Below are 24,554 nucleotides of genomic sequence, written 5' to 3'. Positions count from 1 at the left end.
TCACGAGTGAACACGACGTACTACGACCACGGAACGCCGGCGGAGCGCTGGGAGCGCGCGCGGATGTTCTTCGACGCCAAGGACTACGCCGCCGCGGCTCGGGTCCTGAGCGGGCTGGTCGGGGAGGTGCCCGAGCAGACCGGACCGCGGCTGCTGCTGGCGCGCGCCTACTACCACTCGGCCCAACTGCGGCGTGCGGAGGCCGAGCTGCGGGTCGTCGTCGAGCGCGACCCCGTCGAGCAGTACGCCCGGCTGATGCTGGGACGCACGCTCGAACGGCAGGGGCGGCAGGAGGAGGCCGACGCGCAGCTGCGGATCGCCGCCGCGTTGGCGGGGGACTTCGCCGACCGCTGACCGGCGACGTGCGAAGGATGCGAAGGAGCGGCGAGTCCGGCGGAGCGGTGGGTGCGATGCCGTACTCACCGCTCCGCCGGTACGACTCACCGTCCCGCCGTCGTCCCGCCCGCGTACGTCCGCCGGCCCCGCCGGTGGGCGATCTCACCGAGCGCGACGTCGACCGCGACGAACACGGCCAGGGGGATGCCGAGCAGCGGCACGAAGTAGCCGAGGACGGCGACGGCCGCCGCGAGCGGGACGAGGAGCACCGGCGGCACCTGCTGCCAGGCGCCGCGTGGGATCGGGCGGCCGAAGGCGGAGTCCCGGCCGCGCTGCCACCACATGCGGTAGCCCCAGACGATGAGCAGGATCAGGGAGGCCGCCAGCAGCATCAGGGCGATCTGGTTGGGCAGGCCGAACAGGCTGCCGGTGTGCAGGTCGATCCCCCAGCGGCTGAGCTTGGCGAGCACCGGGTAGTCGGCGAAGCGGAGCACGTCGGTCACCTCGCCGGTGGCCGGGTCCACGGCGACCGAGTCCTGCTTCTCGGGCCAGCTGCGCTGTACCTGCTGGACAACGTAGGCGGAGGACGCGTCGGCGGGCGGGACGATCTCCACGGGGTCGCCCAGGCCCTCGGCGCGCGCGGCGGACAGGACCTTGTCGAGGCCGACCCCGTGCCCGGCGTCCCCGCCGGCGCCGGCCGCCGCGCCGTGACCGGCGTGCTCACCGCCCGCCGCGGACGCCGACACCGACGGGGTGGTCTGGCCGAGCGAGACGCGCAGGTCCTCGATGTTCGCCCCGGCGTACGTGGACCAGGTCAGTCCGGTGGCCGAGAGGAAGACGAATCCGGCCGCGGCCCAGGCACCGACCGTGCCGTGCAGGCCAAGGGTGCGGCGTCGGCCCTTGGTGCCGCGCAGCTTGCGCCTCGCCCTGCGGCGGGAGAACCACAGCACCAGGCCGCCGCCCGCGATCACCCACAGCCAGCTGGCGGCGAACTCGCTGTACAGGCGACCCGGGTCACCGAGGTGCAGGTCGCGGTGGAACTCGTCGATCCAGGTGCGCAGCGGCAGTGCGCCGGACGAGCCGTACTGTTCGAGGGCGCCGCGCACCTTCGCGGTGTACGGGTCGACGAAGACCGCCAGCGTGTGGCCCTGGTCGACGCCCTCGACGCCGGACAGCATCACCCTGGTGGTCGCGTCCGCCTCGGGCGAGGGGCGTACGGCCGACACCGTGCCCTCGGGGTGGGCCTGCCGGGCGGCCGCGACCTGCTCGGAGACCGGCAGCTTGCTCTCGCCCACGTCGGGAACGGTCAGTTCGTGGGCGTAGACCATCTTCTCTGCCTGGAACGAGGCGGCGTAGAGGAAGCCGGTGGCCGCCGCGACCAGCAGGAAGGGGGCCACGAACAGCCCGGCGTAGAAGTGCAGGCGCAGGACGAGCGGGCGCAGCGTGGACCATCTGCGGGATGGGGGCGGCGGGGTGGACGGTCCTGGGGCCCCGTCCGTGGGGGCTGCGGAGGTGGTGGTCATCGGTGGGCGCTCCGGGGGCGTCGTGGGGGCGGGTGCTCCCAGTGGTCGGGGCGGAGGCGCGCCGGGTTCCCGGCCTTCACAGTGGCGTGCGTCACAGCGGCGGTGTGGTGGGTGGCGTGTGCCGTGGCATCCTGGCGCGATGGGAACTCCGAGTGATCGCACGCCTCTTGCCGAACGGGTCGAGGAACTGCTCGCCGTCGGCGGCCCGTTGCCGATCGTCGCGGCCGGTGAGCCGGTGCTGCGGCGCGTGGCCGAGCCCTTCGACGGGCAGTTGGAGCCATCGCTGCTGGCGCGGTTCACCGAGGCGCTGCGTCTCACCATGCACGCGGCGCCGGGTGTCGGACTGGCCGCGCCGCAGGTGGGTATCGGGCTCAGGATCGCGGTCATCGAGGACCCGGCGCCGGTACCGGAGGAGGTGCGGATGGCGCGGGGGCGGGTGCCACAGCCGTTCCGCGTGCTGGTCAATCCGTCGTACGAGCCCGTCGGCACCGCCCGCGCCGCGTTCTACGAGGGCTGTCTGAGCGTGCCGGGCTGGCAGGCGGTGGTGGCGCGGCACGCCGAGGTGCGGCTGCTGGCGCGGGACGAGCACGGGCGGGCGGTGGACGAGGTGTTCACGGGCTGGCCGGCCCGGATCGTGCAGCACGAGACGGATCATCTCGACGGCATGCTGTATCTGGACCGGGCCGAGCCGCGGTCGCTGGCGTCGAACCGGGCGATGGTGGAGTTGTGGGGGCAGGCGACGCCGGAGCGGGCGGCGGCGGCGCTGGGGTTCGGGCTGCCGGGATCGGCCGGGGCGGCGGGATCGGCGGGATCGGCGGCCTGATCGGCCGCGGGGGCCCGTGAGCGCAGCCCGGCGTCGCGGGGTGCCGCCGCGGTCACCCGTGCCGCCCCTGCGACACGACCGCCCGCAGCGGCAGCGGCATGACCAACTGTGCCGTGTGGACCGTCAGTTGTCCCGGTACGCCTCCAGCAGCCGCAGCCATACCTCGCTGATCGTCGGGTACGACGGGACCGCGTGCCACAGGCGGCTGATCGGGACCTGGCCGGCGACGGCGACGGTCGCGGAGTGGATCATCTCGCCGACGCCGGGGCCGACGAAGGTGACACCGCGGACGATCTCGTCCTCCAGGTCGACGACCATGCGGGCGCGCCCCTTGTAACCGTCGCCGTACAGGCTCGCGCCGGCCACCGTCGCGAGGTCGACGTCGACGGCGCGGACGCGGTGGCCGGCCTGCTCGGCCTCGGCCAGGGTCAGGCCGACGGACGCCGCCTCGGGATCGGTGAACACCACCTGGGGGACGGCGTCGTGGTCGGCGGTCGCGGCGTGCGCGCCCCACGGGCCGGAGTCCAGCTCCGGCACGCCACAGGCGCGGGCGGCGATGGCGGCGCCCGCGACGCGTGCCTGGTACTTGCCCTGGTGGGTGAGGAGGGCACGGTGGTTGACGTCGCCGACGGCGTAGAGCCAGTCGTGGCCCTCGACCCGGAGGCTGTCGTCGACGGTGAGCCAGGAGCCAGGTTCCAGTCCCACGGTGTCCAGACCGATGTCGTCGGTACGGGGAACGCGGCCGGTGGCGAAGAGGATCTCGTCGGCCTCGACGCGGTCGCCGGTGTCGGTGACGGCGACGACCGTGCCGCCCTCCCGGGTCACGGACTCGACGGAGGTGCCGGTGCGCAGGTCGACGCCGGCGTCGGTGAGCGCCTCGGCGACCAGTTCGCCGGCGAACGGCTCCATACGGGTGAGCAGGCCCCCGTCACCGCGCACCAGGAGGGTCACCCGGGAGCCGAGGGCCTGCCAGGCGGTGGCCATCTCGACGGCGACGACTCCGCCGCCGACCACGATCAGCCGGCCGGGCGCGCTCTTGGCGCTGGTGGCCTCGCGACTGGTCCAGGGGCGTACCTCGGCGAGTCCGGGCAGGCCGGGCAGGGCGGCGCCGCTGCCGGTGCAGACGGCGACGGCGTGCCGGGCGGTCAGCACCCGGCGGGTGCCGTCGGGCGCGGCCACCTCGACCGTGCGCGGCCCGGCGAGCCGTCCCTGCCCGCGGTACAGGCCGACCTCGATGCCCTCCACCCACTGGACCTGGCCGTCGTCCTTCCAGTGGGAGGTGAACTCGTCGCGGCGGGCGAGGACCGCCGCCGCGTCGAGCGGGTCCCCCGCCGACTGGCTCAGACCGGGCAGGCGCCGGGCGTCCGCGCGGGCGAGGACCGGGCGCAGCAGTGCCTTGCTGGGCATGCACGCCCAGTAGGAGCACTCACCGCCGACCAGTTCGCTCTCCACGATCGCGGTGGACAGCCCGGCCGCGCGGGTGCGGTCGGCGACGTTCTCCCCCACGGGGCCCGCGCCGATCACGACGACGTCGTACGCGATGGAATCCGATTGCGTCATGGGGCCAGTCTGGTGGGTGGTGTGCGACGTGGCCACATGGGTACGTGCGCGGAATACCCACCAGGCCGGCAGTGTTGTGCCGACGGCCTCGCACCCGTAACCAGGAAGAGTGATCACCTCATGACCAGCACCGTGGAACTCACCAAGGAGAACTTCGACCAGACGGTCACGGACAACGAGTTCGTACTGATCGACTTCTGGGCGTCGTGGTGCGGTCCGTGCCGTCAGTTCGCCCCGGTCTACGAGAAGGCGGCCGAGGCCAACCCCGACCTCGTGTTCGGCAAGGTGGACACCGAGGCGCAGCAGGAGCTCGCGCAGGCCTTCGGTATCCAGTCGATTCCGACGCTGATGATCGTCCGGGACCAGGTGGCCGTGTTCGCCCAGCCGGGCGCGCTGCCCGAGGAGGCCCTGACGGACGTCATCGACCAGGCCCGGAAGCTCGACATGGACGAGGTTCGCAAGTCGGTCGCCGAGCAGCAGGCGCAGGCCGAGGGCCAGGCCGGGCAGGACGGCCGGTAGCGGCCGGTAGCGGCGGAGCGGAGCCGGCCGCCGGTCAGCTCGACTCGCGGTGCACCACCGCCGCGCCCAGCACACTGTGGCGCTCGGGCGCGGCGGCGGGGTCGTGGACCGCGCGGTCGACGAGGGCGGCCAGGTCGCGGCCGGAGGGCAGTTCCAGGTGGACGGTGCTCAGCCGGGGCCGCAGCAGGCGTCCCAGCATCAGGTCGTCGGCGCCGATCACGGCGGCGTCGCCGGGGATGCCGAGGCCCTCGTCCCGGAGGGCCCGCATCAGCAGCATCGCGTACTCGTCGTTGTACGCGTACACGGCGTCCAGACCGAGCGAGCGCCAGCGGGCGGCCAGCCGGGCGGCGTCCCGCTCCTCGTAGGCGAGGGGCAGTTCGGTGACGGTGGCGTCGGTGTCGCGCACGGCGCGTCGGGCGCCGGCCAGGCGCGGCGCGGAGAAGACCTCCAGCCCGCCCTCCGCGGGCATCACGACGCCGATCCGGCGGCGCCCGCGGTCGTAGAGGTGACGGGTGGCGCTGTGGCCGACGGTCTCGTGGTCCATGAGCAGGGCGTGCGCTCCCTCGACGGCCTCGGGGCCGAGGGTGACGACCGCACGGGCGCCCGAGCGTTTGAGGACCTCCACGCCGCACGGGCCGAGACCCGCTCCGGGGACGAGGACGGCGACCGGGCGCAGTTCGGCCCAGGCGCGGGCGGCCTCGTCGTCGTACAGGCCGGCGGTGCCGTACTGGACGACGGTGTAGTCGAGGCGGCCGAGGGCCCGGTGGAGTTCGTCGAGGAACCGGCGGTAGAGCGGCCCGGCGGGGAAGGACGGCGCGGGCATCAGGACCGTGCGGCTGTGTCCGGCGCGCAGGGAGCGGGCCGCGGCGTGCGGGACGTATCCGAGTTCCCTGGCGGCCTCGTGGACGCGGCGGCGGGTGGGCTCGCTGATCCGGACGGCACCGGCGTTGTTGAGGACGTAGGAGACGGTCGCGCGCGAGACGCCGGCCAGGCGGGCCACATCGGCACTCGTGGGCACGGAGCGCGGTGCGAGGGCCGCGGGAGCGGGCGGTTTCGGTATCTGCACCATGACGTACGGCATCCTGGCAGAAGCCGGGTGCGGTGCGGCGGGCGGGGCGACGCCGTCCGGACCGGACGAAGTCCGGCCTGTGGGCACGTGGGCACGGTGGCCGCGGGTCAGGCCGGGTGTTCGGTGCGGGTCACGCGTGCGACCAGGTCCATCCAGCCCGCCCGCAGCCGCTCCGGAGGCACCCCGCACTGCTCGGTGAGGTGGTGGACCAGGGCGGCGTCGAGGTACGCCATCAGCGTGTGGGAGAGGAGCTCGCTGTCCCCGTCCGGGGCCGCCTGGCGCAGCAGCAGGGCGACGTGGCCGCGCAGGAAGCGGCGCGGTGCGGAGGTGTAGCGGCGTTCCGCGCTCGGCTCGGCGGCCAGTTGCAGCTCCAGTTCGTCGATGGAACGGCGCAGCATCGCGCAGCCGAAGGCGCGCAGCCGCTCGACGGGCGGCGCCCCGGGCCCCAGAGGCGGCGGGCCGGTCAGGAGCGCGGCCTGGAACTTCTTCTCGGAGTGGTCGAGGAGCGCCATGAGCAGGCCGGTGCGGTCGCCGAAGCGGCGGAAGACCGTGCCCTTGCCCACCGAGGCCGCCGCGGCCACCGCCTCCATCGTGACGCCGGCCGCGCCGTGCTCGGCGACCAGCCGGGCGGCGGCCTCCAGCAGCCGGGCCCGGTTGCGCGCGGCGTCGGCGCGCAGGCAGGGCTCGTCCACGTCCGCCCCCGTGCCGTCCGGCCCGGTGCCGAGTTGCAGCAACTCGGGCGAGGCGGCGGTCTCCTGGGGCTTCGGGAAGGGCGGCAGGGCGGCGGGCATGAAGCCAGCGTAAAGCATCGGGAAGAAAACTGGACCGCGGTCCGTTTGGGATGTTAGAAATTAAACGGACCCCGGTCCGGATCCTTTACGGCAGTGTTTCAGCAGCGTCTGCCCCGGCAGCGTCTGCTCCATCAGTGGGAGTACTCATGTCTGTCCGCATCCTTGCGCTCGTCGGCAGCCTTCGCGCCGGTTCGCACAACCGCCAGCTCGCCGAGGCGGCCGCCAAGTTCGCGCCGGAGGGCGCCGAGGTGCAGCTGTTCGAGGGGCTGGCCGACATCCCCTTCTACAACGAGGACATCGACGTGGAGGGCGGCGTCCCGGCCGCCGCCGCGAAGCTCCGCGAGGCCGCCCAGGCCTCCGACGCCTTCCTGTTCTTCTCGCCGGAGTACAACGGCACCATGCCCGCCGTCCTGAAGAACGCCATCGACTGGCTGTCCCGTCCGTTCGGCGCGGGCGCCCTCACCGGCAAGCCCGCCGCCGTGGTCGGCACCGCCTTCGGCCAGTACGGCGGCGTGTGGGCGCAGGACGACACCCGTAAGGCCGTGGGCATCGCCGGCGGCAAGGTGATCGAGGACCTCAAGCTGTCCATCCCTGGTTCGGTCACCCGTTTCGCCGAGACCCACCCGGCCGACGACGCCGAGGTCGCCGCCCAGCTGACCGAGGTCGTCGCCCGGCTGCACGGCCACGCCGACGAGGCCGTCGCCGCCTGACCCCACCGCGGCGCGTACGGGACCGGAGCTCCGCCGAGCTCCGGTCCCGACGTGTGTGCCGGGGTGGTCCGAGAAGTCGATCTGGACGTCCACGCAGGTGTGGCCGCACCCTGTCCGTGTCGCGACGGTCCGATCGAGCGCCACGCATCGGCCCTCCGACGCGCCGGCCTTCCGGCGCACCACCGACACACCACGACGCACGAGGAGTCGCCATGCCCAGCACGACCGGTGTCGTCTGCCCGCACTGCGGGTGGCCCGACGGTGCCGAGCCCTACGAGGTACTGTCCGCGCACCCCACGGCGGCGGGCGGCACCCTGTGGACCCGGTGCGCCTGCGGTTCGCTTCAGGCCCGTGTCGTCGACGACCACGGCACCCGCGTCGTCTCGCGCGGCAAGCCCTCCCCGGCGGGCTGCTGAGGGGGCGGCGGACCGAACGTGGCGCGGCGGCACCCTCACACCTGTGAGGTTCACGCCGGAGCCGTCGTCTCCTTGACTGGTCGCGCAACCGAAAGACGCCCGACCTCCATGGGAGTACCGATGAACCGCGGGAAGAACATCGTCACGGCCGCGCTGACCGCCACTGTCTCCGCCCTGGCCCTCACGGCGGCCGGCTTCGCCGCTCCGGCGCAGGCCACGCCTTCCGAAACGGCAGCGGCAGCGGCAGCGGCAGCGGCCGGTGTGGACTGCGACGGCTGGGTGCACAACAACAACCCCGACCACGGCATCGCCGGCTGCAGCAACGACAGCGGTCGCACCATCACCTTCCGCGCCGAGATCGTCTGCGGCCGGGCACCGGACGTCTCGGGCCAGTGGGTGACGCTGGCACCCGGACAGTACGGCGAGTCCTCGGGCGTCTGCGCCTTCTACAGCTCGGGGGTCGGCCGCGTGGGCTGGACCATCCAGTAGCCCCGGGTCAGCCGTCCCGGGACTCCTCCCGCCGCTGCTCCTGCTTCCTCGCGGCCCACAGGCTCGTCGCCGTGGTGACCGCGAGGACGAGCACGATGAAGCCGAGGGAGAAGGGGATCCCGATCTCCGGGACGTGGACCCCGGACTCGTGCAGGGCGTGCAGCACCAGCTTGACGCCGATGAAGCCCAGGATCACCGACAGGCCGTACGAGAGGTGCACCAGCTTCCTCAGCAGACCGCCGATGAGGAAGTACAGCTGGCGCAGGCCCATCAGCGCGAACGCGTTGGCCGTGAACACGATGTACGGGTCCTGCGTCAGGCCGTAGATGGCGGGGATCGAGTCCAGGGCGAACAGGACGTCGGTGGAGCCGATCGCGAGCATCACGACCAGCATCGGGGTCATGACCCGCCTGCCGTTCTCCTCGATCCACAGCTTGGTGCCGTGGTACCGGTCGGCTACGCCGAAGCGGCGCTCGATCGTCTTCAGCAGCTTGTTCTCCTCGTACTCCTCGTCGTGCCCGCCCTTGCGGGCGTCCTGGATGAGCTTCCAGGCGGTCCAGATCAGGAAGGCGCCGAAGATGTAGAAGACCCAGGAGAAGGCGGAGATGATCGCCGCGCCGGCCGCGATGAACCCGGCGCGCAGCACCAGGGCGATGATGACGCCGACCATGAGCACCCGCTGCTGGTACTGCGAGGGCACCGCGAACTTGGCCATGATCAGGACGAAGACGAAGAGGTTGTCGACGCTGAGCGACTTCTCGGTGATGTAGCCGGCGAAGAACTCGCCGGCGGGCGCGCCGCCCGCGAACACCAGGAGCCCCACACCGAACAGGCAGGCCAGAACCACCCAGACGGCCGTCCAGATCCCGGCTTCCCTGATCGACACGTCGTGCGGCTTGCGGCCGATGAAGAAGTCTGCGGCGACCAGGAGGCACAGGCCCGCGACGGTCAGCAGCCAGACGCTGAGGGAGACGTTCACCGGTGCTCCTGGGGGCGGTGGAGGGGCGGGACCGCGTACGAGTTCTTGGTCAGGGTGTTTCCACGGAGCGGCGCAGGCAACCCGGCAGCGTGCGCTGTCCGCGCACCCAGGCCGGCGGGCCGGCCGACTCCGACGTGACGGGAGCCCCGGATGACCACTGCCCCCTCGCATCCGCCCCCCGCCCGGCCGGGCCCGCGCATCGGCGTGCTCGGTTCCTACGGCGGTTTCAACATCGGCGACGAGGCGATCCTGACGTGTGTGCTGAGCTGCCTGCGCGCCCAGCGGCCCGACGCGCACCTGGTCGTCCTGAGCCGGAACGCGGAGCACACCCGTGCCCATCACCCCGACGCGGACGAGGTGGTGCCCTGGGAGGGCGTCAGCCGCAACCACGTCCTCGACGTGCTGCCCGGCCTGGACCTCCTGGTGTTGGGCGGCGGCGGCATCCTCTACGACGGCGAGGCCCGGCGCTATCTCCGGCTGGTGCGCGCCGCGCAGACCCGGAACGTGCCCACCTTCGCCTACGCCGTCGGGGCGGGGCCGCTGACGGACGCCGAGGACCGGGACGCGGTGCGCACCGTGCTGGCCGACATGGACGACGTCGTGGTGCGGGACGAGGAGTCCCGGCTGGTGCTGGAGGAGGTCGGTCTGGAACGCGAGGTCGCGGTCACCGCCGACCCGGCCCTGCTGCTGGGCCCCGAGCCCTTCACCGAGGCCATGATGCGCGACGAGGGCATCCCCTGCGGCGCCCGGCTGGTGGGGATGTCGGTGCGCGAACCGGGCCGGGCCGCCGAGAAGCTCGACGAGGGCGACTACCACGCGCTGCTCGCCGACGTCGCGGACTTCCTCGTACGGCGGCTGGACGCGCACGTCGTGTTCCTGCCGATGGAGCGGCACGACGTACGGCACGCGCACGCCGTGCTGTCCCACATGACGGCGCCGGACAAGGGCCGGATCCTGCACGGCGACTACAGCCCCGGGCAGGTACTCGGCTTCATGCGCCATCTGGACGTGGCCGTCGGCATGCGGCTGCACTTCGTGATCTTCGCGGCGCTCACCGGCGTGCCGGTGCTGCCGCTGCCGTACTCCGGCAAGGTCTTCGACTTCGCGCGCCGGCTGGGTGCCCCGGCGCTGGTGGGCGTGGCGCGGGAGCAGGCCGGGCTGCTGCTCGCGGAGGTGGACCGGCTGTGGGACGAGTATCCGCAGCGCCGGGAGGACCTCCGGTCCCGGATGCGGGAGCTGTCCGTGGCGGCCCGGGAGACCTGCGTGCGCTGCGGTTCGCTGCTGGACGAGATCGGTGAGGCCGGCGGGGCCGCTGAGAACGGCGAGGACGGTGGGGCCGGCAGGAGCGGCGACGGGACGCGGGGGCGGGAGCGGGGGCGGGCGGCCGGACACGAGCCGTACGTCTCCGAGCCGCGGCCGTTGCACGCCTGACCGCCTGATCGCCTGATCGTCCGACCGCTCGACGCCCGACCGCCGAGGAGCCCCTGAGGAGAGCGATGCCGATCCTGGAAGAGCCCCGCGAGCCCCGCACGGTCACCCTGCCGCCGCGGCCCGCCCGGCACGGGGGCCGGTGTGACGTCCTGGTGGTGGGCGGTGGTCCCGCGGGGTTCGCCGCCGCGGTCGGCGCGGCCGACGCCGGGGCCGACGTCGTGCTGGTGGAGCGGTACGGGTTTCTCGGCGGCAACGCGACCGTGGCGCTGGTGATGCCGCTGATGTCGTTCCACAACGAGCACAAGCAGGCCGCGTTCACCGAGGCCGGGGACACCTCACGGCTGCTGCCCACCGACCACGGCGAGGGCGAACCGGTGGTCGCGGGCGTGCTGTGGCAGCTGCTCGACCGGCTCACGGGACGCGGAGGCTGTCTCCCGCCCTCCCCGAAGACCGGCTACACGGTCCCCTTCGACCCGGAGCTCTTCAAGCTCTCGCTGCTCGAGATGATGGACGAGTCGGGGGTGCGGATGCTGTTCCACTCCTTCGCGTCCGGCGCGCTGCCGCTCGACGACGGTTCCGGCTGGCGGGTGGTGTTCGAGACGAAGTCGGGGCCGGTGGTGATCGACGCCGGGGTGGTCGTGGACGGCACGGGCGACGGTGACGTGGCCACCTCCTGCGGGGCACCGTACGAGATCGGACGGCCCGAGGACGGGCTGGTGCAGCCCATGACGCTGATGTTCCGCGTCGCGGACTTCGCGCGGCCGGACTTCGCCGACTACGTACGCGCGCACCCCGACCAGTGGCGTGGTGTGCACGGCCTGTGGGACCTGATCGAGGAGGCCAGGGCCAACGGCGAGCTCCGGCTGCCGCGCGAGGACATCCTCTTCTTCGCCACCCCGCACCCGCGTGAGGTCGCCGTCAACAGCACCCGGGTCAACCGTGTGCTCGGGACCAACGTGTGGGACCTGACCCGCGCCGAGTACACGGCCCGGCGCCAGCTCTCCCAGATCGACCGTTTCCTGCGCACCCGCGTGCCCGGTTTCGAGGAGTCGTACGTGGTGCAGAGCGGCACGCACATCGGTGTACGGGAGAGCCGTCGCGTACTCGGCGACTACCAGCTGACCGGCCACGACATCCTGGCCGCGCGCACCTTCCCGGACGTGGTCGCGCACGGCGCCTACCCGGTCGACATCCACAACCCGCGCGGCTCCGGCACCATCCTCAAGCGAGTCCCGCAGGGCAGCTTCTACGACATCCCGCTGCGGTGTCTGGTGCCCCGGGACACCGAGCGGCTGCTGGTGGCCGGGCGCTGCATCTCCGGGACGCACGTCGCGCACTCGTCGTACCGGGTCATGCCCATCGCCATGGCGACCGGCCAGGCGGCCGGGGTGTGCGCGGCGCTGACCGTGCGGCACGGACGCGGTCCGCGCGGCCTGCCCTACCGCCTGGTCCAGCGCGAGCTGCTGCGGCAGGGCGCCCGGCTGCGGATGGACGGCCGCTGACGGGTGGACGGGCGCCGGGGTCAGCTCGCCCAGTCCAGGAGCCGGTCCCGGGTCCCGGGGGCACGGAGGTGCTCCAGGGACGCCTTCTCCAGCTGCCGGACGCGTTCCCGGGTCAGGCCGACGTGCTGTGCCACCTGGTGCAGGGTGCGGGGGCGGCCGTCGTGCAGGCCGTAGCGCAGGCTGAGGATGAGGGCCTCGCGGGGCGCGAGGGTCCCGACGGCCTCCCGCAGTTCCGCCGCGAGCGCCTGGAACTCGGCGACCTCGGGTGCCTGGAGCACCTCGGTGTCGGGGATGAGGTCGCCGACGACGGTTTCGCCGGTCTCGTCGACCGGGGTGTCCAGGCTGACGGCGTTCCGTCCGACGCGGCGCAGCCAGACGACCTTCTCCTCGTCGATGCCGCTCTCGGCGGCCACCTCGCCGGCGGTCGGCTCGCGGTCGAGGCTCCCGCGGAGCTTCCGTTCGACCTTGGCGAGCTTCTGCAACCGCTCCACCACGTGCACCGGCAGCCGTACGGTGCGCGCGTGCGTCGCCAGACCGCGCTCGATGGCCTGGCGGATCCACCAGGTGGCGTACGTGGAGAACTTGAATCCCTTGGTGTGGTCGAACTTCTCCACGGCCCGGATCAGTCCGAGGTTGCCCTCCTGGATGACGTCCAGGAGGGGCAGGCCGCGGTGGGCGTGGCGCTTGGCCATCGACACCACGAGCCGCAGATTGGCCCGCACCATGTGGTCCTTGGCGGCCTGGCCGTCGTGGACGGCCTCCTCCAGCGCGCGGCGCCGTCCGGGCGTGGGGGCGGGCTCGCCGGTGTCGGCCGACTCCAGTTCCTCCATCGCCCGGACACCGGCCTCGATGCGCGTGGCCAGCCGCACCTCGTCCTCGGCGGTCAGCAGTGGGGTGGCGCCGATCTGGGTCAGGTACTGGCCGAGCAGGTCGGGTTCCTCGTCGGGTTCGGGGATCCGGCTGCGCAGCCGCGCGGTGCGGGTGGTGGCGCGGCGGTCCTCCCGAGGGCCCGTCGCGGGTGCTCGTGCCAGGGGAGCCATGTCGCTTCCTCCTCCGTCCCCCCTCGGGTTCTCGGGTCAGTGCGGAACGGCGGTGCCCCGTTCGCGCCGCAGCCGGCCGATCACGACCACCAGGTCCGCCGCCGCCAGCAGGGCGAGCGCCGCGCACACGGCGGCGAGGGCCACCAGGCTGCCGCGTCCGGGACTGTCACCGGAGCCGGTGTCCGCGGCCCACACGCCGAAGAACGCGGCCCCGGCGACGAAGAGCGGCAGGAAGACGGCCGACAGCAGCAGTCGCAGCCGCAGCGGGCTCTGTGCGGTGACCGGTTCGGTCCCGGTGCGCGGGGAGCGGCGGCCGATCATGCCGGACCGCGCACGCGAAGCGGGTTCCGTGGCCCCGTGGGGGCGGCGTCGGTCGCTCATGCCGTTCCTCCGTGACGGTCGGGGGCGTGACGGTCGAAGGTGTCAGTGGCCGGGGGTCAGTGGTCGGGCGGGGCCTCGTTGATGTCCGCCAGGGCGGAGTGCGGGTCGTCGGTGGCGGCCAGGTCGCCGAGGGTGACCACGCCGACCGGGACGCCGCCGTGCTCGACGACCGGAAGCCGCCGGACGGCATGGCGTCGCATCAACTCGGCCGCGTGGTCGGTGGTGTCGTCCGGTCCGAGGGTGACGACGGGCGGTGGTGTGCACACCGAGCCGACCGTCGTGTCGTCGGGGTCGCGGCCGTCGGCGACACTACGGAGCACGATGTCACGGTCGGTGAGCACACCGAACAGATCCCGGTCGTAGGTCACCAGGACGTCGCCGATGTCCTCCTCGCGCATCAGCCGGGCCGCCCGCGCGACCGTGGTCATGGGCTCGACGGCCACCGCGGCGGGTGACATCACGTCTCGGATCCGCTGTGTCATGGTCACGCCTCCCGGGGTGGGTGCGGAGTCAGCCGAGGTCGATCAGGGCCAGGCCGATGTCGGGGCGGTGGGTCTTGGCCAGTTCGGCCGGGCTGTCCCGGACGACGACCTCCAGCGTCGGCCAGACCCGGCCGGACAGGAGGTGGCCGCCGCGGGTGGAGCCGTCCGACAGGCCCAGTACGGCGTGCAGGTGCGGGGTCGGCCCGTCGTCGGCGACGGCGATGTCCCCGATCAGCGACAGCACCTCGCACTGCTCCTCCACCGGGATGTGCCGGTAGTCCCTGGCCTGCCGGTCGAACCAGCCGACGGCCGCCTCCGACAAGGCGCCCACGGCGGTCACCTGGGACGCCCCGAGCGACCGGTCACGGGCGAAGGCGGTGAGTTCGGCGAGCGCGTCCTCACCGGGGTCGAGGACCACCACGTACACCGCGGACGGACCGTCCTGCACCTGTTGCCACTTCATGCGCGGTCGGGTACCCGGCGCGGGCCGGGGCAACCACCGCGCCGGACATGCCCGGCCGCCGGGTTCAGCGTCCCGCCGCCAGGTCCGCCTCCAGTGCCCGGGCCGCCGCGTTGAGCGTCGCGACCAGGGAGCGGAGGCCGCGCGGGTCGTGGCGCACGCTCGGCATCGACACCGACGGACCCGCCACGGCCCGGCCGTCCTCGCCACGCACCGGGAAGCCCACCGCCACCAGGACCCGCTCGGAACGCTCCTTGCTCGACGGCGAAGCCGCTGCGGCCGACACGCTCCAGCACGGTCCGCAGCGCGTCAAGCCCGCTACCGCGAGGTAAGCAGGAATCTCCCGGCCTTCAGCCGGAAAGGCACTTCAAGTGATGATGAGCCTGTCGCCCGCGCCGGTTCGCCCAAGCTGGTCCCGGCGTGCGCCTACCCGCTCACCGGCAACTGCGGGAGCGGCTGGCGGTGCCTTTCAGGGACTGAACGGACCGGAGGAACCGGAGCGACCTCAGGGACCGGTGGGACCGAGTGCCCGGCGGATCGCGGCGAGCCAGCCATCGACCGGCCCGAAGGTGAGCAACCCGCTGCCCGCGCCCGCGAGTTCCCCGGCCGCGGGCAGCAGCCGTTCGTACGTCCGCTCCAGTGCGGCCCGGTCGCCGAGTTCGAGGGCGAGCGCGGCCTCGGCGCAGCACAAAGCCTCGTACAGGAGGTCGGGCGGCGGCTGTGGGAGGGCCCGCAGTGCCGTCCGGGCCTCGGCGTCGCGGCCGTCGGCCAGGAGGGCGAACGGTTCGGCCCAGGGACGGTACGGCCCCCACTCCGCGCCCGGGTCCACCTCCGCCGGGCGCCCGTGGGCCAGGCGCAGGCCGAGCTGGGCGAGGGGGAGCAGGCCGCGTTCCAGGCCCGGCATCCCCGCGCCGTCCAGCCGCGCGGCCGCGGACCGGTAGGCGGTCTCGGCGCTCTCGTACGAACCGCCGGTGGCGGCCTCGCGCAGCGCCCGGTACCACTGGGTGAAGACGGACACGAGCGGCCGTTCGTGCCGTTCGGCCAGGCGGTCGACGGCGGTGGCGTGCTCCTCGGCGGAGGTGAAGTCTCCGAGGGCCGAGCGTGCCTGGACGCGGATCAGGTGGCCGACGACCGCGTGGTTGACCAGGCCGTGCCGGGCGGCGAGCGCGACGAGTTCGGCGCCGATCGCGTCGCGGCGCGGGGCCAGCCCGGCGGTGGTGCAGGACTGCATGAAGGCGCCGTTGAGGGCGAAGGCGAGCAGCGCGGGGTCGTCCAGACCGCGGGCGATCCGCACGGCCTCGTCCGCCGCGCGGGGTCCGCGCGGGGACCGTACGCCCCGGGACTCCAGGGCGACGGTGGCGAGCAGCCGGCAGCGCGCCGCGTCGGCGGTGGTGTCGTCGGGCAGGGCGGTGAGGGCGCGTTCGGCCGCCGCGACGATCCGCCGGGCCCCTTCGGGGTCGTCGCTGCGGGTCCAGTTGGCGGGGACGTCGTAGGCGCCGATCACCCGGGCCGTCAGTTCCGCGTCGCCCGTCTCCTCCGCCGCCGCGACCGCGGCCATGCGGTGCTCCCGGGCCGCCTCCAGTCCGCCGCCGCCGGTGACCGCCAGGTTGCGCAGCAGGCCGACGGTCGACTCCAGGCGGGCGGGGGCACCGGCGGCGACCGTGCGGTCGTACGCCTCGGTCGCGCGGTTCCAGAGCCGGGCCGCCGCCTCCGCGGGTTCGGCGGGCGGGTCCAGGTCCGGGTCCTGGGCGAGGATGCCGGCTTCCAGCCGGCGCAGCCGGGGCCCCGGGTCGACGCCCAGGTCTCCGGCCAGCAGGGCGCGGGCCCGGCGCAGTACCGCGAGGGCGTCCGCCTGGCGCCCGGTCCGGTAGAGGGCCAGGGCGAGCAGGCGCCAGGCCTCCTCGCGCCAGGGGTGCTCGGTGAGGTGCGCGTCCAGGTCGGGGACGGCCTCGGCGGCCCGGCCCAGGTCCACGAGGAGTTCCGCCCGGCGTTCGACCGCGCTCAGGCGCAGTTCGGTGAGCCGGGAGCGCTCGCCGCGGGCCCAGTCCGCCTCGTCGAACTCGGCGTAGGCGGGACCCCGCCACTCCCCCAGCGCCGCCCGGAGCAGTTCCGGGGCCCGCACGGCCGGCAGCCGGTCGGCCTTGGCGACGGCCGCCTCGAAGCGCCAGGCGTCCACGGCGTCCGGTGCCGCGCGCAGGACGTAGCCGGGGCCTTCGGTGACCAGCAGCCGGGCCGGTGCGCGGGGCGGGCGGTCGGGTTCCAGGGCGCGGCGCAGATCGCCGACGAAAGTGCGCACCGCGCCCACGGCCCGCGGCGGTGGCGCGTCCCACAGGTCCTCGACCAGTCGGGCGAGTGGCACGACCCGCCGCCGGGCCAGGAGCAGCCGGGCCAGCACGGCGCGGTGCCGGGGGCCTCTGAGGGCGAGCACGTCGCCGTCGCGCTCGGCGGTGACCGGTCCGAGCACACCGAACGTGACCGCTTCCATGTTCCGCCCGCTCCGATCCGCACCGCTGCTCGCCGGTCACCACGGTACGCGTGCTGATCGGTTGCTGATTCACGCGCGGGAGGCTCGAAGGCGTCACCAGCACGACATGGAACACGATGTGGACGGAGACGACGTGAACGGACACGGCGTTGACCGGACACCGCGTGGAGCAGAGAGGTACGGACCCGCCATGACACCGACCATCCCCGACTTCACCCACGACCGGGTCAGGGTCGCCGACGGCGTCGCCCTGCACGTGGCCGTCGGCGGCTCCGGCAGCCCCGTCGTACTGCTGCACGGCTTCCCGCAGACCCATCTGATGTGGCGGCACGTCGCCGCCGACCTCGCGGCCGACCACACGGTCATCTGTCCCGACCTGCGCGGTTACGGCGCCAGCGACAAGCCGGCCGACCGGGACGGCACCGCCTACGCCAAGCGGACCATGGCCGCCGACGTCGTCGCCCTCGCCCGGGCGCTCGGGCACGAGCGGTTCGCGCTGGCCGGGCACGACCGGGGCGCGCTCGTCGCGGTGCGGGCCGGGCTCGACCATCCGGACGCGGTGACGCACCTGGCCGCGCTGGACGTACTGCCGACCCTGGACATGTGGGACGTCCTGCACGGCACGACGGCGGCCGTGGGCTTCCACCTGTACCTGATGGCGCAGCCGCCCGGGCTGCCGGAGCAGTTGATCGGCGCCGCGCCGGACGCGTTCTTCGGTCACTTCCTCGACATCTGGACGCGGGACCCGGACGCCCTGCCCGCCGACGTCCGCGCCGCCTATCTGAAGGCGTCCCGCGAGGCGGTGCCGTCCATCGTGGCCGACTACCGGGCCTCGGCCGGCGTCGACGTCGCCCACGACCGGGCCGACCGCGACAGCGGCAACCGGCTGAGGATGCCGGTGTCCGTCCTCCAGCAGGACTGGGGCGCCGCCCTCGGCTACGACGCCGCGGCGCTGTGGCGGGCCTGGGCCCCGGACCTGCGGCACGACACCGTCGACTGCGGCCACTTCATGGCGGAGGAGGCGCCCGGCGAGGTCGCCGGGGCGCTGCGGAAGCTGCTGACGCGGTAGGAGGCCCGCCCACCGTCCGCGCACTCGCGTGATTGCCGGCCTCACGGTCTGGCCTTCGTCCGCCCCGGCGGTTCTGGGCTCGCCCTCGTGATGGCCGTCGAGTTCGCGCCGATCACCTCCCTGGGCGTCTTCGACCCGGTGTTCGCCACACGCCGGCTCCAGCTGACCCCGCCGGCGATCGCGATCGCGGGCGTACTCCTCCCGGCGACCCCGCTGCCGCTGCCCCGGCAGGACCGCGCGCGGGCCACTGGAGGGCGTTCCTAGAGAGCCGGTCCGTCCGGTCCCAGCGCGGGGAACTGGCGGCGGGCCTGCGCGAACAGGGTGGGATAGTCGGTGCCGTAGGTGACCGCGGCGGCGAAGAGGGCGTCGAGGGCCGCGCACAACGGGTCCGGTTCGGCCGCGGCGAGCAGTGCGGGCATCGCCATCGCCTGTCGCATCAGGTTGTCGTGGCACCCGGCCGGCGAGTCCACCACGGTGTGGGGGCCGCGGTCGTCGGCGAAGAACCGGTCCCAGAGCCGCTGGGGGTCGTCGAACGGCGCCGGCAGGCTCTCTCCGCGGTCCAGCGCGGCCAGCGCGGGCGTGATCCAGTCGACGTCGTCCAGCCCCGCCGCGGTGAGGGCGCGGTGGGCGGCCCACCGGGCGAGACCGCGTTGCGTCGCCGGGCACGCCGCGTCGACGGCGTCGAGCAGGTCGCGGTCCAGCGGCACGAGCCCCCGGGCGTTGCAGCCGGCCTCGCGCAGGCGCCGGCTGGGCAGCCGCCCGCCCCATGACAGGGCCTCGGCACGCTCCCGTGCGGCCTGCTCCGCCGCCCGCCGCTCCTCCCGACGGCGGCGTCCGGCCGCGGCCCGCTCCTCGGAGGTGGGGGGCGGCGGCAGCCCGCGGGCGTGCCGGTGCCGGCGGTCGGCACTGTGCGAGGTCTGCCGGACGACGAGGTCCGCGGCGGGCGGGGCCGGCCAGAACTGCAGCAGGTAGTGGTCGACCGGCGCGCCGCCTTCGAGCACGGCGAGCTCCTCCCGACGCCCCCGGTCCATGCCGCGCCCGCAGTAGCGCACCCGGTGGTCGACCGGGAGCAGGTCCAGCGCGCACAGGGGACCGTCGCCCCACGGCAGGACGACCGTCGAGGCGGAAGCCGGCCGGAAGGACGCCTCCACCACGTCTTCCCAGCCGTCGTCGAGCGGCGGCGGCGCACCGTGCACCTCGACGGTCAGACCGACGCGGCCGGTGTGCAGGCCCGTGACGAGGAAGAGGTGCCCGGGGACGGCCGCGCCGCACAGACCGTTGGTCTGCCCGGTGCAGGCCGGCGAGGGGCCCGAGTCGTCCCCGTCCCGTCGGCTTCGGCTGTCCACGTAGAACCGCCCGTGGCTGACGCGCAGTTCACCGCTGTACACCGTCCGCACCGTCGACCCCCTCCTCACGTCCGGCTCCCTGAGGCCACCAGTATGCGGAGGGGGTCTGACAACGGTGCGCCGACGACGGTCAGCGTGCCCCTGGAACGTCCTCCGTGACGCCGTTCAGCGGGGAGGCAGGATCGCTGCCGTAGGGGCGGGTGAAGGCCTCCATGCCGTGCCCGGACGGGTCGGCGAAGTACACGCCCCGTCCGCCGTCGCCGCGGTTGATCCGGCGCGGGTGCCGACCGTGCGGGTCGGCGTGGATGGGGATCCCGTCCTCGACGAGCCGGGCGAGGATCGTGTCGAACTCGTCCTCGGAGACGAGGAACGCGTAGTGCTGGGCCGGGATGTCGATGTCGACGGTGGCGAAATCGAGGGTGACGCCGTTGGCGGTCGTCACGGGCAGGAAGACGCCGGCCGGTTCACCGACCTCCAGCCCCAGGATTCCGGCGAGGAAACGAGCGGACTTCTCCCGGTCCTGGGAGAGAACGATGGTGTGGTTGAACTCGACTGACACGGGTGAATGCCTCCACGGGCATCTCCGCGGCGCCTCCATGCCTCACCCGGACGGTGACCGGCACGCGATGCCGCGCCGTGGATCCTAGACGAGGCGAACCGAGGTGTCGACACCCGGGGAGATTTGCCTGCCGGAACCTGGGCGAGGGGCCGTTGACCGTGCGGGAGCGATGCCGCGGGTACTGATGGGGCGACAGGAAGGACGTCTGACAGTCGCCTCGCAGCCGGCCGTCTCCTCTCAGGCGGGCGGCCGGTTGCGCAGGGCGGCGTCGGCCATCTCCTGGAGTTCGTCGCGGGCGAGACCGCTCGCGGCCTGCACGGCGATGCCGAACGCCAAGGTGGTGACGTATCGGGCCAGTAGCCCCGGATCGGTCCCGGGAGGCAGTTCGCCTTCGTCGACGGCTCGCTGGAACCGTTCCCGCACGCAGGAGCAGCCGTTGTTGCGCCAGGCGGCGAGAAGGCCACGGACACCGCGCCCGGGGTCGCTGGTGGCCAGGGCGCCCTGGACGCCCGGGCATCCCCGCGGGCGGGCCGGGCGGGTGGTGGTCCGGACGGTGCCGGCCAGGATCGCGGTGGCGACGTCGTGCGCGGTGGGCTCCTCGAGGGCCCGGGTCAGGTAGCCGCCCGGGCCTTCGGTGTACCGCTCCAGGGCCTTGCGGAACAGCGCCTCCTTGTTGCCGAAGGCCGCGTACATGCTGGTGGTGGAGATGCCCATCGCGTCGGTCAGTCCGGTCAGACCGGCCCCTTCGTAACCGTGCTCCCAGAAGACCAGCATGGCGCGCTCGACGGCCTCGTCGGCGTCGAATCCGCGCGGCCGGCCGATGGAGGCGCTCTGTTTCGTTCCCACCCCCGCGCCCTGCCCCTTCCGCATCGATCACTGCGGAAGTGCTGCGTTCGCCTGGGGGCGGGGCCTGGACGTCCTGTTCGCGAACGCCTCCGTCGCCGAGTTCGTGCCGCTCGAGCAGGTCACCGAGGAGCACTTCGACACCCTCTTCGGTGTCAACGCCCGCGGCACCCTGTTCACCGTTCGGAAGGCGCTGCCCCTGCTCAACGCCGGCGCCTCGGTGATCCTGAACGGCTCCACCAACGTGGATGCCGGCGCGGAGGCCTTCGGGGTGTACGCGGCGACCAAGGCCGCCACCCGGTCGTTCGCCCGTACCTGGGCCAACGAGCTCAAGGGACGCGGTATCCGGGTCAACACCGTCACGCCCGGCCCGACCGACACCCCCGGCCTGTCCGGGCTCGCCCCCGGCCCGGAGCAGGCCGCCGGCCTCCGGCGGCACCTGGCGACGCAGGTGCCGCCGGGCCGGCTCGGGCACCCGGAGGAGATCGCCGCCGCCGTGGCCTTCCTCGCCTCCGGACAGAGCAGCTTCATCACCGGTTCGAGCCTGTACGTCGACGGCGGTCTGAACCAGATCTGAGTTCCTCCGTGGCCGCGCGTCCGGCGAGGACGGCGACACCCGGCCGCCCGGGTTCACTCCGACGGGTGAGCCGGACGGTCGTTTCTCAGGTGGACGCCTGGTCGCTGTCCTTCATCGCGCCCCAGCCGTGCCAGCGCTCGACCTCGACCCAGGCGCTGACCCGGGCACGGACCCGGTCCGGGTAGGGGTTGCCCGTGTAGTGCCTGGACAGGCGGTCGATGCCGGTGAGGCCCTCGTCGTCGCGGGTCTCGGTGACGCGGCCGATGAGGGTGACGTGCGTGTACCAGTCGTCGCCGGCGAGGACGGTGAGGGTCACGCGGGGGTCCCGGCGCACGTGCTTGAGACGTACCCGGCCCTCGTCGAAGTTGATCAGGACCCGGCCGTCGTCCTCCCACAGGTACCAGGTGGGCGTGGAGACGGGGGCGCCGTCCGAGCGGAGGGTGGCCATGACACAGGGATTGGGGCGGCGCAGCAGTTCGACGGCCTCGGGCGGCAGTGGCGGCTTGGACATGCGGACTCCTTCGATCTGGATGTGTGCCGAGACCGCGTCGGCGTTCTGGTCGTCGCGGTCGTCGCGCTCACCCGGTACCCCGGGTGAGCTCAGTCGGACAGCTTCGCCGTCGCCTTGTCGGACGGCTCGCAGGACGGCTTGTCGGACAACTCGTCGGGCAGCCTCTCTTCGAAGCTGGCGAAGTACGCCGCCGCCATGTCCTCGTCACCGTGACCCTGCGCCGCGGCGCGCGCCAGGCGTTCGGCGCCGGCGGCGGCCACGTCCAGCCGGACGCCGTTCGCCTCGCCGGCCTCGACGATCAGCCGGGCGTCCTTGACGGCGGTGGTGACGGCGAACTGGGCCGGCGTCAGCGCGCCCTCCCGGATCAGGCCGGCCTTGGCGCGCAGGTAGCCCATGTCGAGCGGTCCTCCGGCGATGGCGTCGAAGAACCCGTCGGGATCCACGCCCAGCGCCTTGGCGAGTGCCAGGACCTCGCCGGCCGCGTTGGTGGCGGCGAGGACCCAGCTGTTGGCCACCAGCTTCAGCCGGGTGGCGCTGCCGGCCGCGCCGTCCTCGCCGGTCCACACCGTACGGGAGCCGACGGCGTCGAACACGGGCGTCACCGCCTCCCGTGCGTGGGACGGGCCGGCGGCAAGGACCAGGAGCTGACCGGCCTCGGCGGGCGCGCGGGTGCCGAGGACGGGGGCGTCGAAGAAGACGAGGCCGTGTTCGTGGGCGAAGGCGGCCAGGTCGGCGACCGCGTCGACGCCGGCGGTGGTCGACTGCGCCCACGCGGTGCCGGGGCGCAGGCCCGGGGCGGCCTGCCGCATGACGTCGAGGGTGGCCGGGCCGTCGTACAGCATGGTGAGGACGGCATCGGCGCCCCGCACCGCCTCCTCGGGACGGGCGGCGACGTGCACGCCGTCGGCGGCCAGCGGCTCGGCCTTGTCCCGGCTGCGGTTCCAGGCCCGCACGGTGTGTCCGGCACGGGCGAGGTTGCGGGCCATCGCGGCACCCATGATGCCGGTGCCCAGGACACTCACGGTGAGCTGGTCGGTCATGACGTCGGCCTTCTGTCCTCGTACGGTCGGGACCCGGGGTCGCGGGCCCCGGTGATCAGCCTGCCACCCGTGCGCGTGGCTGTCCCGTACGGTACGGCCGTGAGCGCCCGCACCGACGACACCGACCGCCCCGCCCCCGGCCGTTACGGCCCCGCCACCACCGAGGCCGACGCCCGGGACGCGGGCCCGGTGCGTACCGGGTACTCCCCCGCGCACGACGGGGACCCCGATCCCGGCGAGATCGTCCGGACGTGGGTGCTCTGCGAGGAGAACGGCGGGCGGCACGGTCCTGGCCGTGCGGTTGTCCGGCCGGCGGCATGACGGGCACCGGGGCCGGGTTCCGATCGGGAGCGGACCGTGGGACCGCGCCGGGCGGGACTCGTGGGCCGACGTGGACCGGGTGCTCAGGCTGCCCGACGCCGGTACGCGCCGCGAGGCGTGCGCCCCGGACCGGATGCGGTTCGGCCTCGTACTGCAGCGGCTGCGGGAGCGCTACGGCTGGAGCCGACCGGGGCCGTCCGCGCCTTCCGGGAAGGCGCGCGCGAAGGCGTCCCGTACCGTGCCGCCCGGCGTGCGGTCCAGGATGCCGAACGTCACCCGCTCGAAGGTGGCCGCGAACCGTCCGCCGGGCCCGAGCAGCGTCCGGAAGGCTCCCGCGACCTGCGCGGGGTCGTTGCGGAACACCCCGCAGCCCCAGGCACCGAGCACCAGCCGACGGTACCCGTGGGCGGCGGCCGTCTCCAGCACCCGCTCGGCGCGCGCGGCCAGGGCGGCGGGCAGCTCGGCGGCGCGTTCCGGTGCCGTACGCAGCACCACGCCCGCGTTGGGTGCGGCGGAGGTGAGGAAGCCCGCGGTGTACGGCTCGTCCAGCAGCCGGCCGCGGTCGTCACGGAAGACGGGCACGCCGGGCGAGTGGATGACACGGTCCGTGTAGAACGGGTCGCGGTGGGCCCGGTGGTGGTCGTAGAACTCGCGCGCCCGCAGCAGGCAGGTGTACAGGGCGGAGGCCCGGCACATGGCCTCCTCCTGGGCCTGGGCGCCGTTCAGATAGCCGCCGCCGGGATTGCGGGCGGAGGCGAAGTTCAGCACGGCGACCTCCCCGCCGAGGCGGCGGGCGGCCTCCAGACTGCTCTCGCCGGTGACCTCCCGGACCGTCCGCACCGCAGCGCAGGGAGCCGGCTCCACGGGCCCCGGACCGAACACCCGCGTGCGCTCGCGTGCCTCCTCGACCGCCGCGGCGATCGGCACCTCGCGCCCGTCGGACGCGCGGTAGGACCCCGCCATCACGATCTGCTCGGTCTGCTGTGCGACGCCCCGCAGGCGCGCGCTCATGGCGCCACCCCCGTGGACGCCATGACCGCGCACCGCGCGGCCTCCCCCGTCGTGCTCATGCGGGAATCCTGAGCGATGCTGGGGAGGCGGTGCAACGGAGTTTCCCGGCCCGGAAACGACGGGGAAAGCCCCCGGAAACACACGGGTGGCGGAGATTACCGAGCCGGTACGTCCCGGTATGCACCCTTGTGCGGAGCCGCATGAGGGTCTTGGGTGGGACGAGTGTGCCGACCCGGCCCACTGCAAAAGGGTCGGCGGCATGGATGGAATCTCAGGAGGAT

The 24,554-nt window shown here is 73.8% G+C and carries 28 protein-coding genes and 1 pseudogene; 12 read left to right on the top strand and 17 right to left on the bottom strand.

Translation table 11 applies throughout. From position 1 onward, the window contains the following. Positions 1-6 precede the first annotated feature (6 nt). Positions 7-354: a tetratricopeptide repeat protein gene (locus ACH4NX_RS01100; RefSeq protein ID WP_351394754.1), complete on the top strand. Its 348-nt coding sequence runs from the start codon at positions 7-9 to the stop codon at positions 352-354. 86 nt (positions 355-440) lie between these two features. Here ACH4NX_RS01100 and ACH4NX_RS01095 read toward each other — a convergent pair whose 3' ends face one another. Further along, a complete protein-coding gene (locus tag ACH4NX_RS01095; RefSeq protein ID WP_351394751.1) occupies positions 441-1,859 on the bottom strand; it encodes a PepSY domain-containing protein in 1,419 nt (472 codons plus the stop codon). A gap of 139 nt (positions 1,860-1,998) precedes the next feature. On the opposite strand from ACH4NX_RS01095, the gene ACH4NX_RS01090 reads away from it, so the two are divergent. Then, positions 1,999-2,682 carry a peptide deformylase gene (locus ACH4NX_RS01090; protein WP_398127282.1) on the top strand — a complete coding sequence of 228 codons (684 nt, stop codon included), beginning with the start codon at positions 1,999-2,001 and terminating at the stop codon, positions 2,680-2,682. A 123-nt stretch (positions 2,683-2,805) separates the two neighbouring features. On the opposite strand, the gene ACH4NX_RS01085 is transcribed toward ACH4NX_RS01090, so the two are convergent. Beyond that, a complete protein-coding gene (locus ACH4NX_RS01085; RefSeq protein ID WP_398127281.1) occupies positions 2,806-4,242 on the bottom strand; it encodes a dihydrolipoyl dehydrogenase family protein in 1,437 nt (478 codons plus the stop codon). 120 nt (positions 4,243-4,362) lie between these two features. On the opposite strand from ACH4NX_RS01085, the gene trxA reads away from it, so the two are divergent. Continuing rightward, complete coding sequence (gene trxA / locus ACH4NX_RS01080; RefSeq protein ID WP_351394742.1) at positions 4,363-4,761, top strand: thioredoxin; 399 nt, start codon at positions 4,363-4,365, stop codon at positions 4,759-4,761. Between the two features lie 34 nt (positions 4,762-4,795). On the opposite strand, the gene ACH4NX_RS01075 is transcribed toward trxA, so the two are convergent. Next, positions 4,796-5,830 carry a LacI family DNA-binding transcriptional regulator gene (locus ACH4NX_RS01075; RefSeq protein WP_398127280.1) on the bottom strand — a complete coding sequence of 345 codons (1,035 nt, stop codon included), beginning with the start codon at positions 5,828-5,830 and terminating at the stop codon, positions 4,796-4,798. Between the two features lie 107 nt (positions 5,831-5,937). Next, positions 5,938-6,621, bottom strand: coding sequence for a helix-turn-helix domain-containing protein (locus ACH4NX_RS01070; RefSeq protein ID WP_351394739.1), 684 nt, complete (start codon positions 6,619-6,621; stop codon positions 5,938-5,940). Between the two features lie 146 nt (positions 6,622-6,767). On the opposite strand from ACH4NX_RS01070, the gene ACH4NX_RS01065 reads away from it, so the two are divergent. From ACH4NX_RS01065 to ACH4NX_RS01055, 3 genes are all read left to right on the top strand, one after another. Beyond that, positions 6,768-7,331: an NAD(P)H-dependent oxidoreductase gene (locus ACH4NX_RS01065; RefSeq protein WP_351394737.1), complete on the top strand. Its 564-nt coding sequence runs from the start codon at positions 6,768-6,770 to the stop codon at positions 7,329-7,331. 212 nt (positions 7,332-7,543) lie between these two features. After that, complete coding sequence (locus tag ACH4NX_RS01060; protein WP_351394734.1) at positions 7,544-7,747, top strand: hypothetical protein; 204 nt, start codon at positions 7,544-7,546, stop codon at positions 7,745-7,747. A 120-nt stretch (positions 7,748-7,867) separates the two neighbouring features. After that, positions 7,868-8,236, top strand: a complete 369-nt coding sequence (locus ACH4NX_RS01055; RefSeq protein ID WP_398127279.1) for a hypothetical protein — start codon at positions 7,868-7,870, stop codon at positions 8,234-8,236. A gap of 7 nt (positions 8,237-8,243) precedes the next feature. Here ACH4NX_RS01055 and ACH4NX_RS01050 read toward each other — a convergent pair whose 3' ends face one another. Beyond that, entirely contained in the window at positions 8,244-9,215 is a 972-nt protein-coding gene (locus ACH4NX_RS01050; RefSeq protein ID WP_351394729.1) for a TerC family protein, read from the bottom strand. Positions 9,216-9,365: 150 nt separating this feature from the next. Between ACH4NX_RS01050 and ACH4NX_RS01045 the strand changes: the two genes are divergently transcribed. Beyond that, positions 9,366-10,646, top strand: coding sequence for a polysaccharide pyruvyl transferase family protein (locus ACH4NX_RS01045; RefSeq protein WP_398127278.1), 1,281 nt, complete (start codon positions 9,366-9,368; stop codon positions 10,644-10,646). Between the two features lie 65 nt (positions 10,647-10,711). Beyond that, positions 10,712-12,148, top strand: a complete 1,437-nt coding sequence (locus tag ACH4NX_RS01040) for an FAD-dependent oxidoreductase (RefSeq protein WP_351394723.1) — start codon at positions 10,712-10,714, stop codon at positions 12,146-12,148. 20 nt (positions 12,149-12,168) lie between these two features. On the opposite strand, the gene ACH4NX_RS01035 is transcribed toward ACH4NX_RS01040, so the two are convergent. The 6 genes from ACH4NX_RS01035 to ACH4NX_RS01010 form a co-directional block, all read right to left on the bottom strand. After that, positions 12,169-13,188, bottom strand: coding sequence for an RNA polymerase sigma factor RpoD/SigA (locus ACH4NX_RS01035; protein WP_398127277.1), 1,020 nt, complete (start codon positions 13,186-13,188; stop codon positions 12,169-12,171). A 36-nt stretch (positions 13,189-13,224) separates the two neighbouring features. After that, entirely contained in the window at positions 13,225-13,569 is a 345-nt protein-coding gene (locus tag ACH4NX_RS01030; RefSeq protein WP_398127276.1) for a DUF6343 family protein, read from the bottom strand. Between the two features lie 56 nt (positions 13,570-13,625). Next, positions 13,626-14,051 (bottom strand): CBS domain-containing protein, encoded by a 426-nt coding sequence (locus tag ACH4NX_RS01025; protein WP_351394715.1) that lies wholly within the window; start codon positions 14,049-14,051, stop codon positions 13,626-13,628. 28 nt (positions 14,052-14,079) lie between these two features. Then, a complete protein-coding gene (locus tag ACH4NX_RS01020; protein ID WP_398127275.1) occupies positions 14,080-14,514 on the bottom strand; it encodes a PPC domain-containing DNA-binding protein in 435 nt (144 codons plus the stop codon). A gap of 64 nt (positions 14,515-14,578) precedes the next feature. Continuing rightward, entirely contained in the window at positions 14,579-14,797 is a 219-nt protein-coding gene (locus ACH4NX_RS01015; protein WP_351394709.1) for an IclR family transcriptional regulator C-terminal domain-containing protein, read from the bottom strand. A 219-nt stretch (positions 14,798-15,016) separates the two neighbouring features. Next, the gene (locus tag ACH4NX_RS01010) at positions 15,017-16,996 is read right to left on the bottom strand and encodes a BTAD domain-containing putative transcriptional regulator (protein WP_398127274.1); all 1,980 of its coding nucleotides are present in this window, start codon (positions 16,994-16,996) and stop codon (positions 15,017-15,019) included. A 190-nt stretch (positions 16,997-17,186) separates the two neighbouring features. On the opposite strand from ACH4NX_RS01010, the gene ACH4NX_RS01005 reads away from it, so the two are divergent. Both ACH4NX_RS01005 and ACH4NX_RS01000 read left to right on the top strand, forming a co-directional pair. Beyond that, on the top strand, positions 17,187-18,065 hold the full coding sequence (locus ACH4NX_RS01005; RefSeq protein WP_351394703.1) for an alpha/beta hydrolase: 879 nt from the start codon (positions 17,187-17,189) through the stop codon (positions 18,063-18,065). Between the two features lie 90 nt (positions 18,066-18,155). Next, positions 18,156-18,329, top strand: coding sequence for a hypothetical protein (locus ACH4NX_RS01000; protein ID WP_398127273.1), 174 nt, complete (start codon positions 18,156-18,158; stop codon positions 18,327-18,329). On the opposite strand, the gene ACH4NX_RS00995 is transcribed toward ACH4NX_RS01000, so the two are convergent. From ACH4NX_RS00995 to ACH4NX_RS00985, 3 genes are all read right to left on the bottom strand, one after another. Continuing rightward, positions 18,326-19,462 carry a hypothetical protein gene (locus tag ACH4NX_RS00995; protein ID WP_398127272.1) on the bottom strand — a complete coding sequence of 379 codons (1,137 nt, stop codon included), beginning with the start codon at positions 19,460-19,462 and terminating at the stop codon, positions 18,326-18,328. The two genes, ACH4NX_RS01000 and ACH4NX_RS00995, sit on opposite strands and share 4 nt — an antisense overlap. A 79-nt stretch (positions 19,463-19,541) precedes the next feature. Continuing rightward, on the bottom strand, positions 19,542-19,970 hold the full coding sequence (locus tag ACH4NX_RS00990) for a VOC family protein (RefSeq protein WP_351394697.1): 429 nt from the start codon (positions 19,968-19,970) through the stop codon (positions 19,542-19,544). A gap of 237 nt (positions 19,971-20,207) precedes the next feature. Then, complete coding sequence (locus ACH4NX_RS00985) at positions 20,208-20,816, bottom strand: TetR/AcrR family transcriptional regulator (protein ID WP_398127271.1); 609 nt, start codon at positions 20,814-20,816, stop codon at positions 20,208-20,210. Between ACH4NX_RS00985 and ACH4NX_RS00980 the strand changes: the two genes are divergently transcribed. Then, positions 20,791-21,390, top strand: coding sequence for an SDR family oxidoreductase (locus tag ACH4NX_RS00980; RefSeq protein WP_351394691.1), 600 nt, complete (start codon positions 20,791-20,793; stop codon positions 21,388-21,390). The genes ACH4NX_RS00985 and ACH4NX_RS00980 overlap by 26 nt on opposite strands. Before the next feature lie 85 nt (positions 21,391-21,475). On the opposite strand, the gene ACH4NX_RS00975 is transcribed toward ACH4NX_RS00980, so the two are convergent. Both ACH4NX_RS00975 and ACH4NX_RS00970 read right to left on the bottom strand, forming a co-directional pair. Continuing rightward, positions 21,476-21,901 (bottom strand): PPOX class F420-dependent oxidoreductase, encoded by a 426-nt coding sequence (locus tag ACH4NX_RS00975; protein WP_279565610.1) that lies wholly within the window; start codon positions 21,899-21,901, stop codon positions 21,476-21,478. An 89-nt stretch (positions 21,902-21,990) separates the two neighbouring features. After that, entirely contained in the window at positions 21,991-22,941 is a 951-nt protein-coding gene (locus tag ACH4NX_RS00970) for an NAD(P)-dependent oxidoreductase (RefSeq protein WP_351394688.1), read from the bottom strand. 99 nt (positions 22,942-23,040) lie between these two features. Between ACH4NX_RS00970 and ACH4NX_RS00965 the strand changes: the two are divergent. Beyond that, positions 23,041-23,446, top strand: a pseudogene (locus ACH4NX_RS00965) (type II toxin-antitoxin system PemK/MazF family toxin); the annotation flags it as partial. Here the strand turns inward: ACH4NX_RS00965 and ACH4NX_RS00960 are convergent. Then, a complete protein-coding gene (locus tag ACH4NX_RS00960) occupies positions 23,434-24,273 on the bottom strand; it encodes a TIGR02452 family protein (protein WP_398127270.1) in 840 nt (279 codons plus the stop codon). The pseudogene ACH4NX_RS00965 and the gene ACH4NX_RS00960 overlap by 13 nt on opposite strands. Positions 24,274-24,554: the final 281 nt, after the last annotated feature.

This window comes from Streptomyces sp. NPDC017225 (assembly GCF_044331465.1).
In the GTDB taxonomy this organism is placed as follows: Bacteria; Actinomycetota; Actinomycetes; order Streptomycetales; family Streptomycetaceae; genus Streptomyces.
Note: the sequence above shows the minus strand (reverse complement) of the source record. Positions and strands in the feature narration are given on the sequence as shown.

Bases quoted from the DNA above. Each gene is read 5' to 3' on its own strand.
- ACH4NX_RS01090 (WP_398127282.1), top strand. From the start codon at position 1,999: ATGGGAACTCCGAGTGATCGCACGCCTCTTGCCGAACGGGTCGAGGAA.
- ACH4NX_RS01070 (WP_351394739.1), bottom strand. From the start codon at position 6,621: ATGCCCGCCGCCCTGCCGCCCTTCCCGAAGCCCCAGGAGACCGCCGCC.
- ACH4NX_RS01020 (WP_398127275.1), bottom strand. From the start codon at position 14,514: ATGAAGTGGCAACAGGTGCAGGACGGTCCGTCCGCGGTGTACGTGGTG.
- ACH4NX_RS01025 (WP_351394715.1), bottom strand. From the start codon at position 14,051: ATGACACAGCGGATCCGAGACGTGATGTCACCCGCCGCGGTGGCCGTC.
- trxA (WP_351394742.1), top strand. From the start codon at position 4,363: ATGACCAGCACCGTGGAACTCACCAAGGAGAACTTCGACCAGACGGTC.
- ACH4NX_RS01065 (WP_351394737.1), top strand. From the start codon at position 6,768: ATGTCTGTCCGCATCCTTGCGCTCGTCGGCAGCCTTCGCGCCGGTTCG.
- ACH4NX_RS01075 (WP_398127280.1), bottom strand. From the start codon at position 5,830: ATGGTGCAGATACCGAAACCGCCCGCTCCCGCGGCCCTCGCACCGCGC.
- ACH4NX_RS00975 (WP_279565610.1), bottom strand. From the start codon at position 21,901: ATGTCCAAGCCGCCACTGCCGCCCGAGGCCGTCGAACTGCTGCGCCGC.
- ACH4NX_RS01040 (WP_351394723.1), top strand. From the start codon at position 10,712: ATGCCGATCCTGGAAGAGCCCCGCGAGCCCCGCACGGTCACCCTGCCG.
- ACH4NX_RS00970 (WP_351394688.1), bottom strand. From the start codon at position 22,941: ATGACCGACCAGCTCACCGTGAGTGTCCTGGGCACCGGCATCATGGGT.
- ACH4NX_RS00980 (WP_351394691.1), top strand. From the start codon at position 20,791: ATGGAGGCGCTCTGTTTCGTTCCCACCCCCGCGCCCTGCCCCTTCCGC.
- ACH4NX_RS01035 (WP_398127277.1), bottom strand. From the start codon at position 13,188: ATGGCTCCCCTGGCACGAGCACCCGCGACGGGCCCTCGGGAGGACCGC.
- ACH4NX_RS01030 (WP_398127276.1), bottom strand. From the start codon at position 13,569: ATGAGCGACCGACGCCGCCCCCACGGGGCCACGGAACCCGCTTCGCGT.
- ACH4NX_RS00960 (WP_398127270.1), bottom strand. From the start codon at position 24,273: ATGAGCGCGCGCCTGCGGGGCGTCGCACAGCAGACCGAGCAGATCGTG.
- ACH4NX_RS01085 (WP_398127281.1), bottom strand. From the start codon at position 4,242: ATGACGCAATCGGATTCCATCGCGTACGACGTCGTCGTGATCGGCGCG.
- ACH4NX_RS01055 (WP_398127279.1), top strand. From the start codon at position 7,868: ATGAACCGCGGGAAGAACATCGTCACGGCCGCGCTGACCGCCACTGTC.
- ACH4NX_RS01060 (WP_351394734.1), top strand. From the start codon at position 7,544: ATGCCCAGCACGACCGGTGTCGTCTGCCCGCACTGCGGGTGGCCCGAC.
- ACH4NX_RS01095 (WP_351394751.1), bottom strand. From the start codon at position 1,859: ATGACCACCACCTCCGCAGCCCCCACGGACGGGGCCCCAGGACCGTCC.
- ACH4NX_RS01005 (WP_351394703.1), top strand. From the start codon at position 17,187: ATGACACCGACCATCCCCGACTTCACCCACGACCGGGTCAGGGTCGCC.
- ACH4NX_RS01045 (WP_398127278.1), top strand. From the start codon at position 9,366: ATGACCACTGCCCCCTCGCATCCGCCCCCCGCCCGGCCGGGCCCGCGC.
- ACH4NX_RS01010 (WP_398127274.1), bottom strand. From the start codon at position 16,996: ATGGAAGCGGTCACGTTCGGTGTGCTCGGACCGGTCACCGCCGAGCGC.
- ACH4NX_RS01000 (WP_398127273.1), top strand. From the start codon at position 18,156: ATGGCCGTCGAGTTCGCGCCGATCACCTCCCTGGGCGTCTTCGACCCG.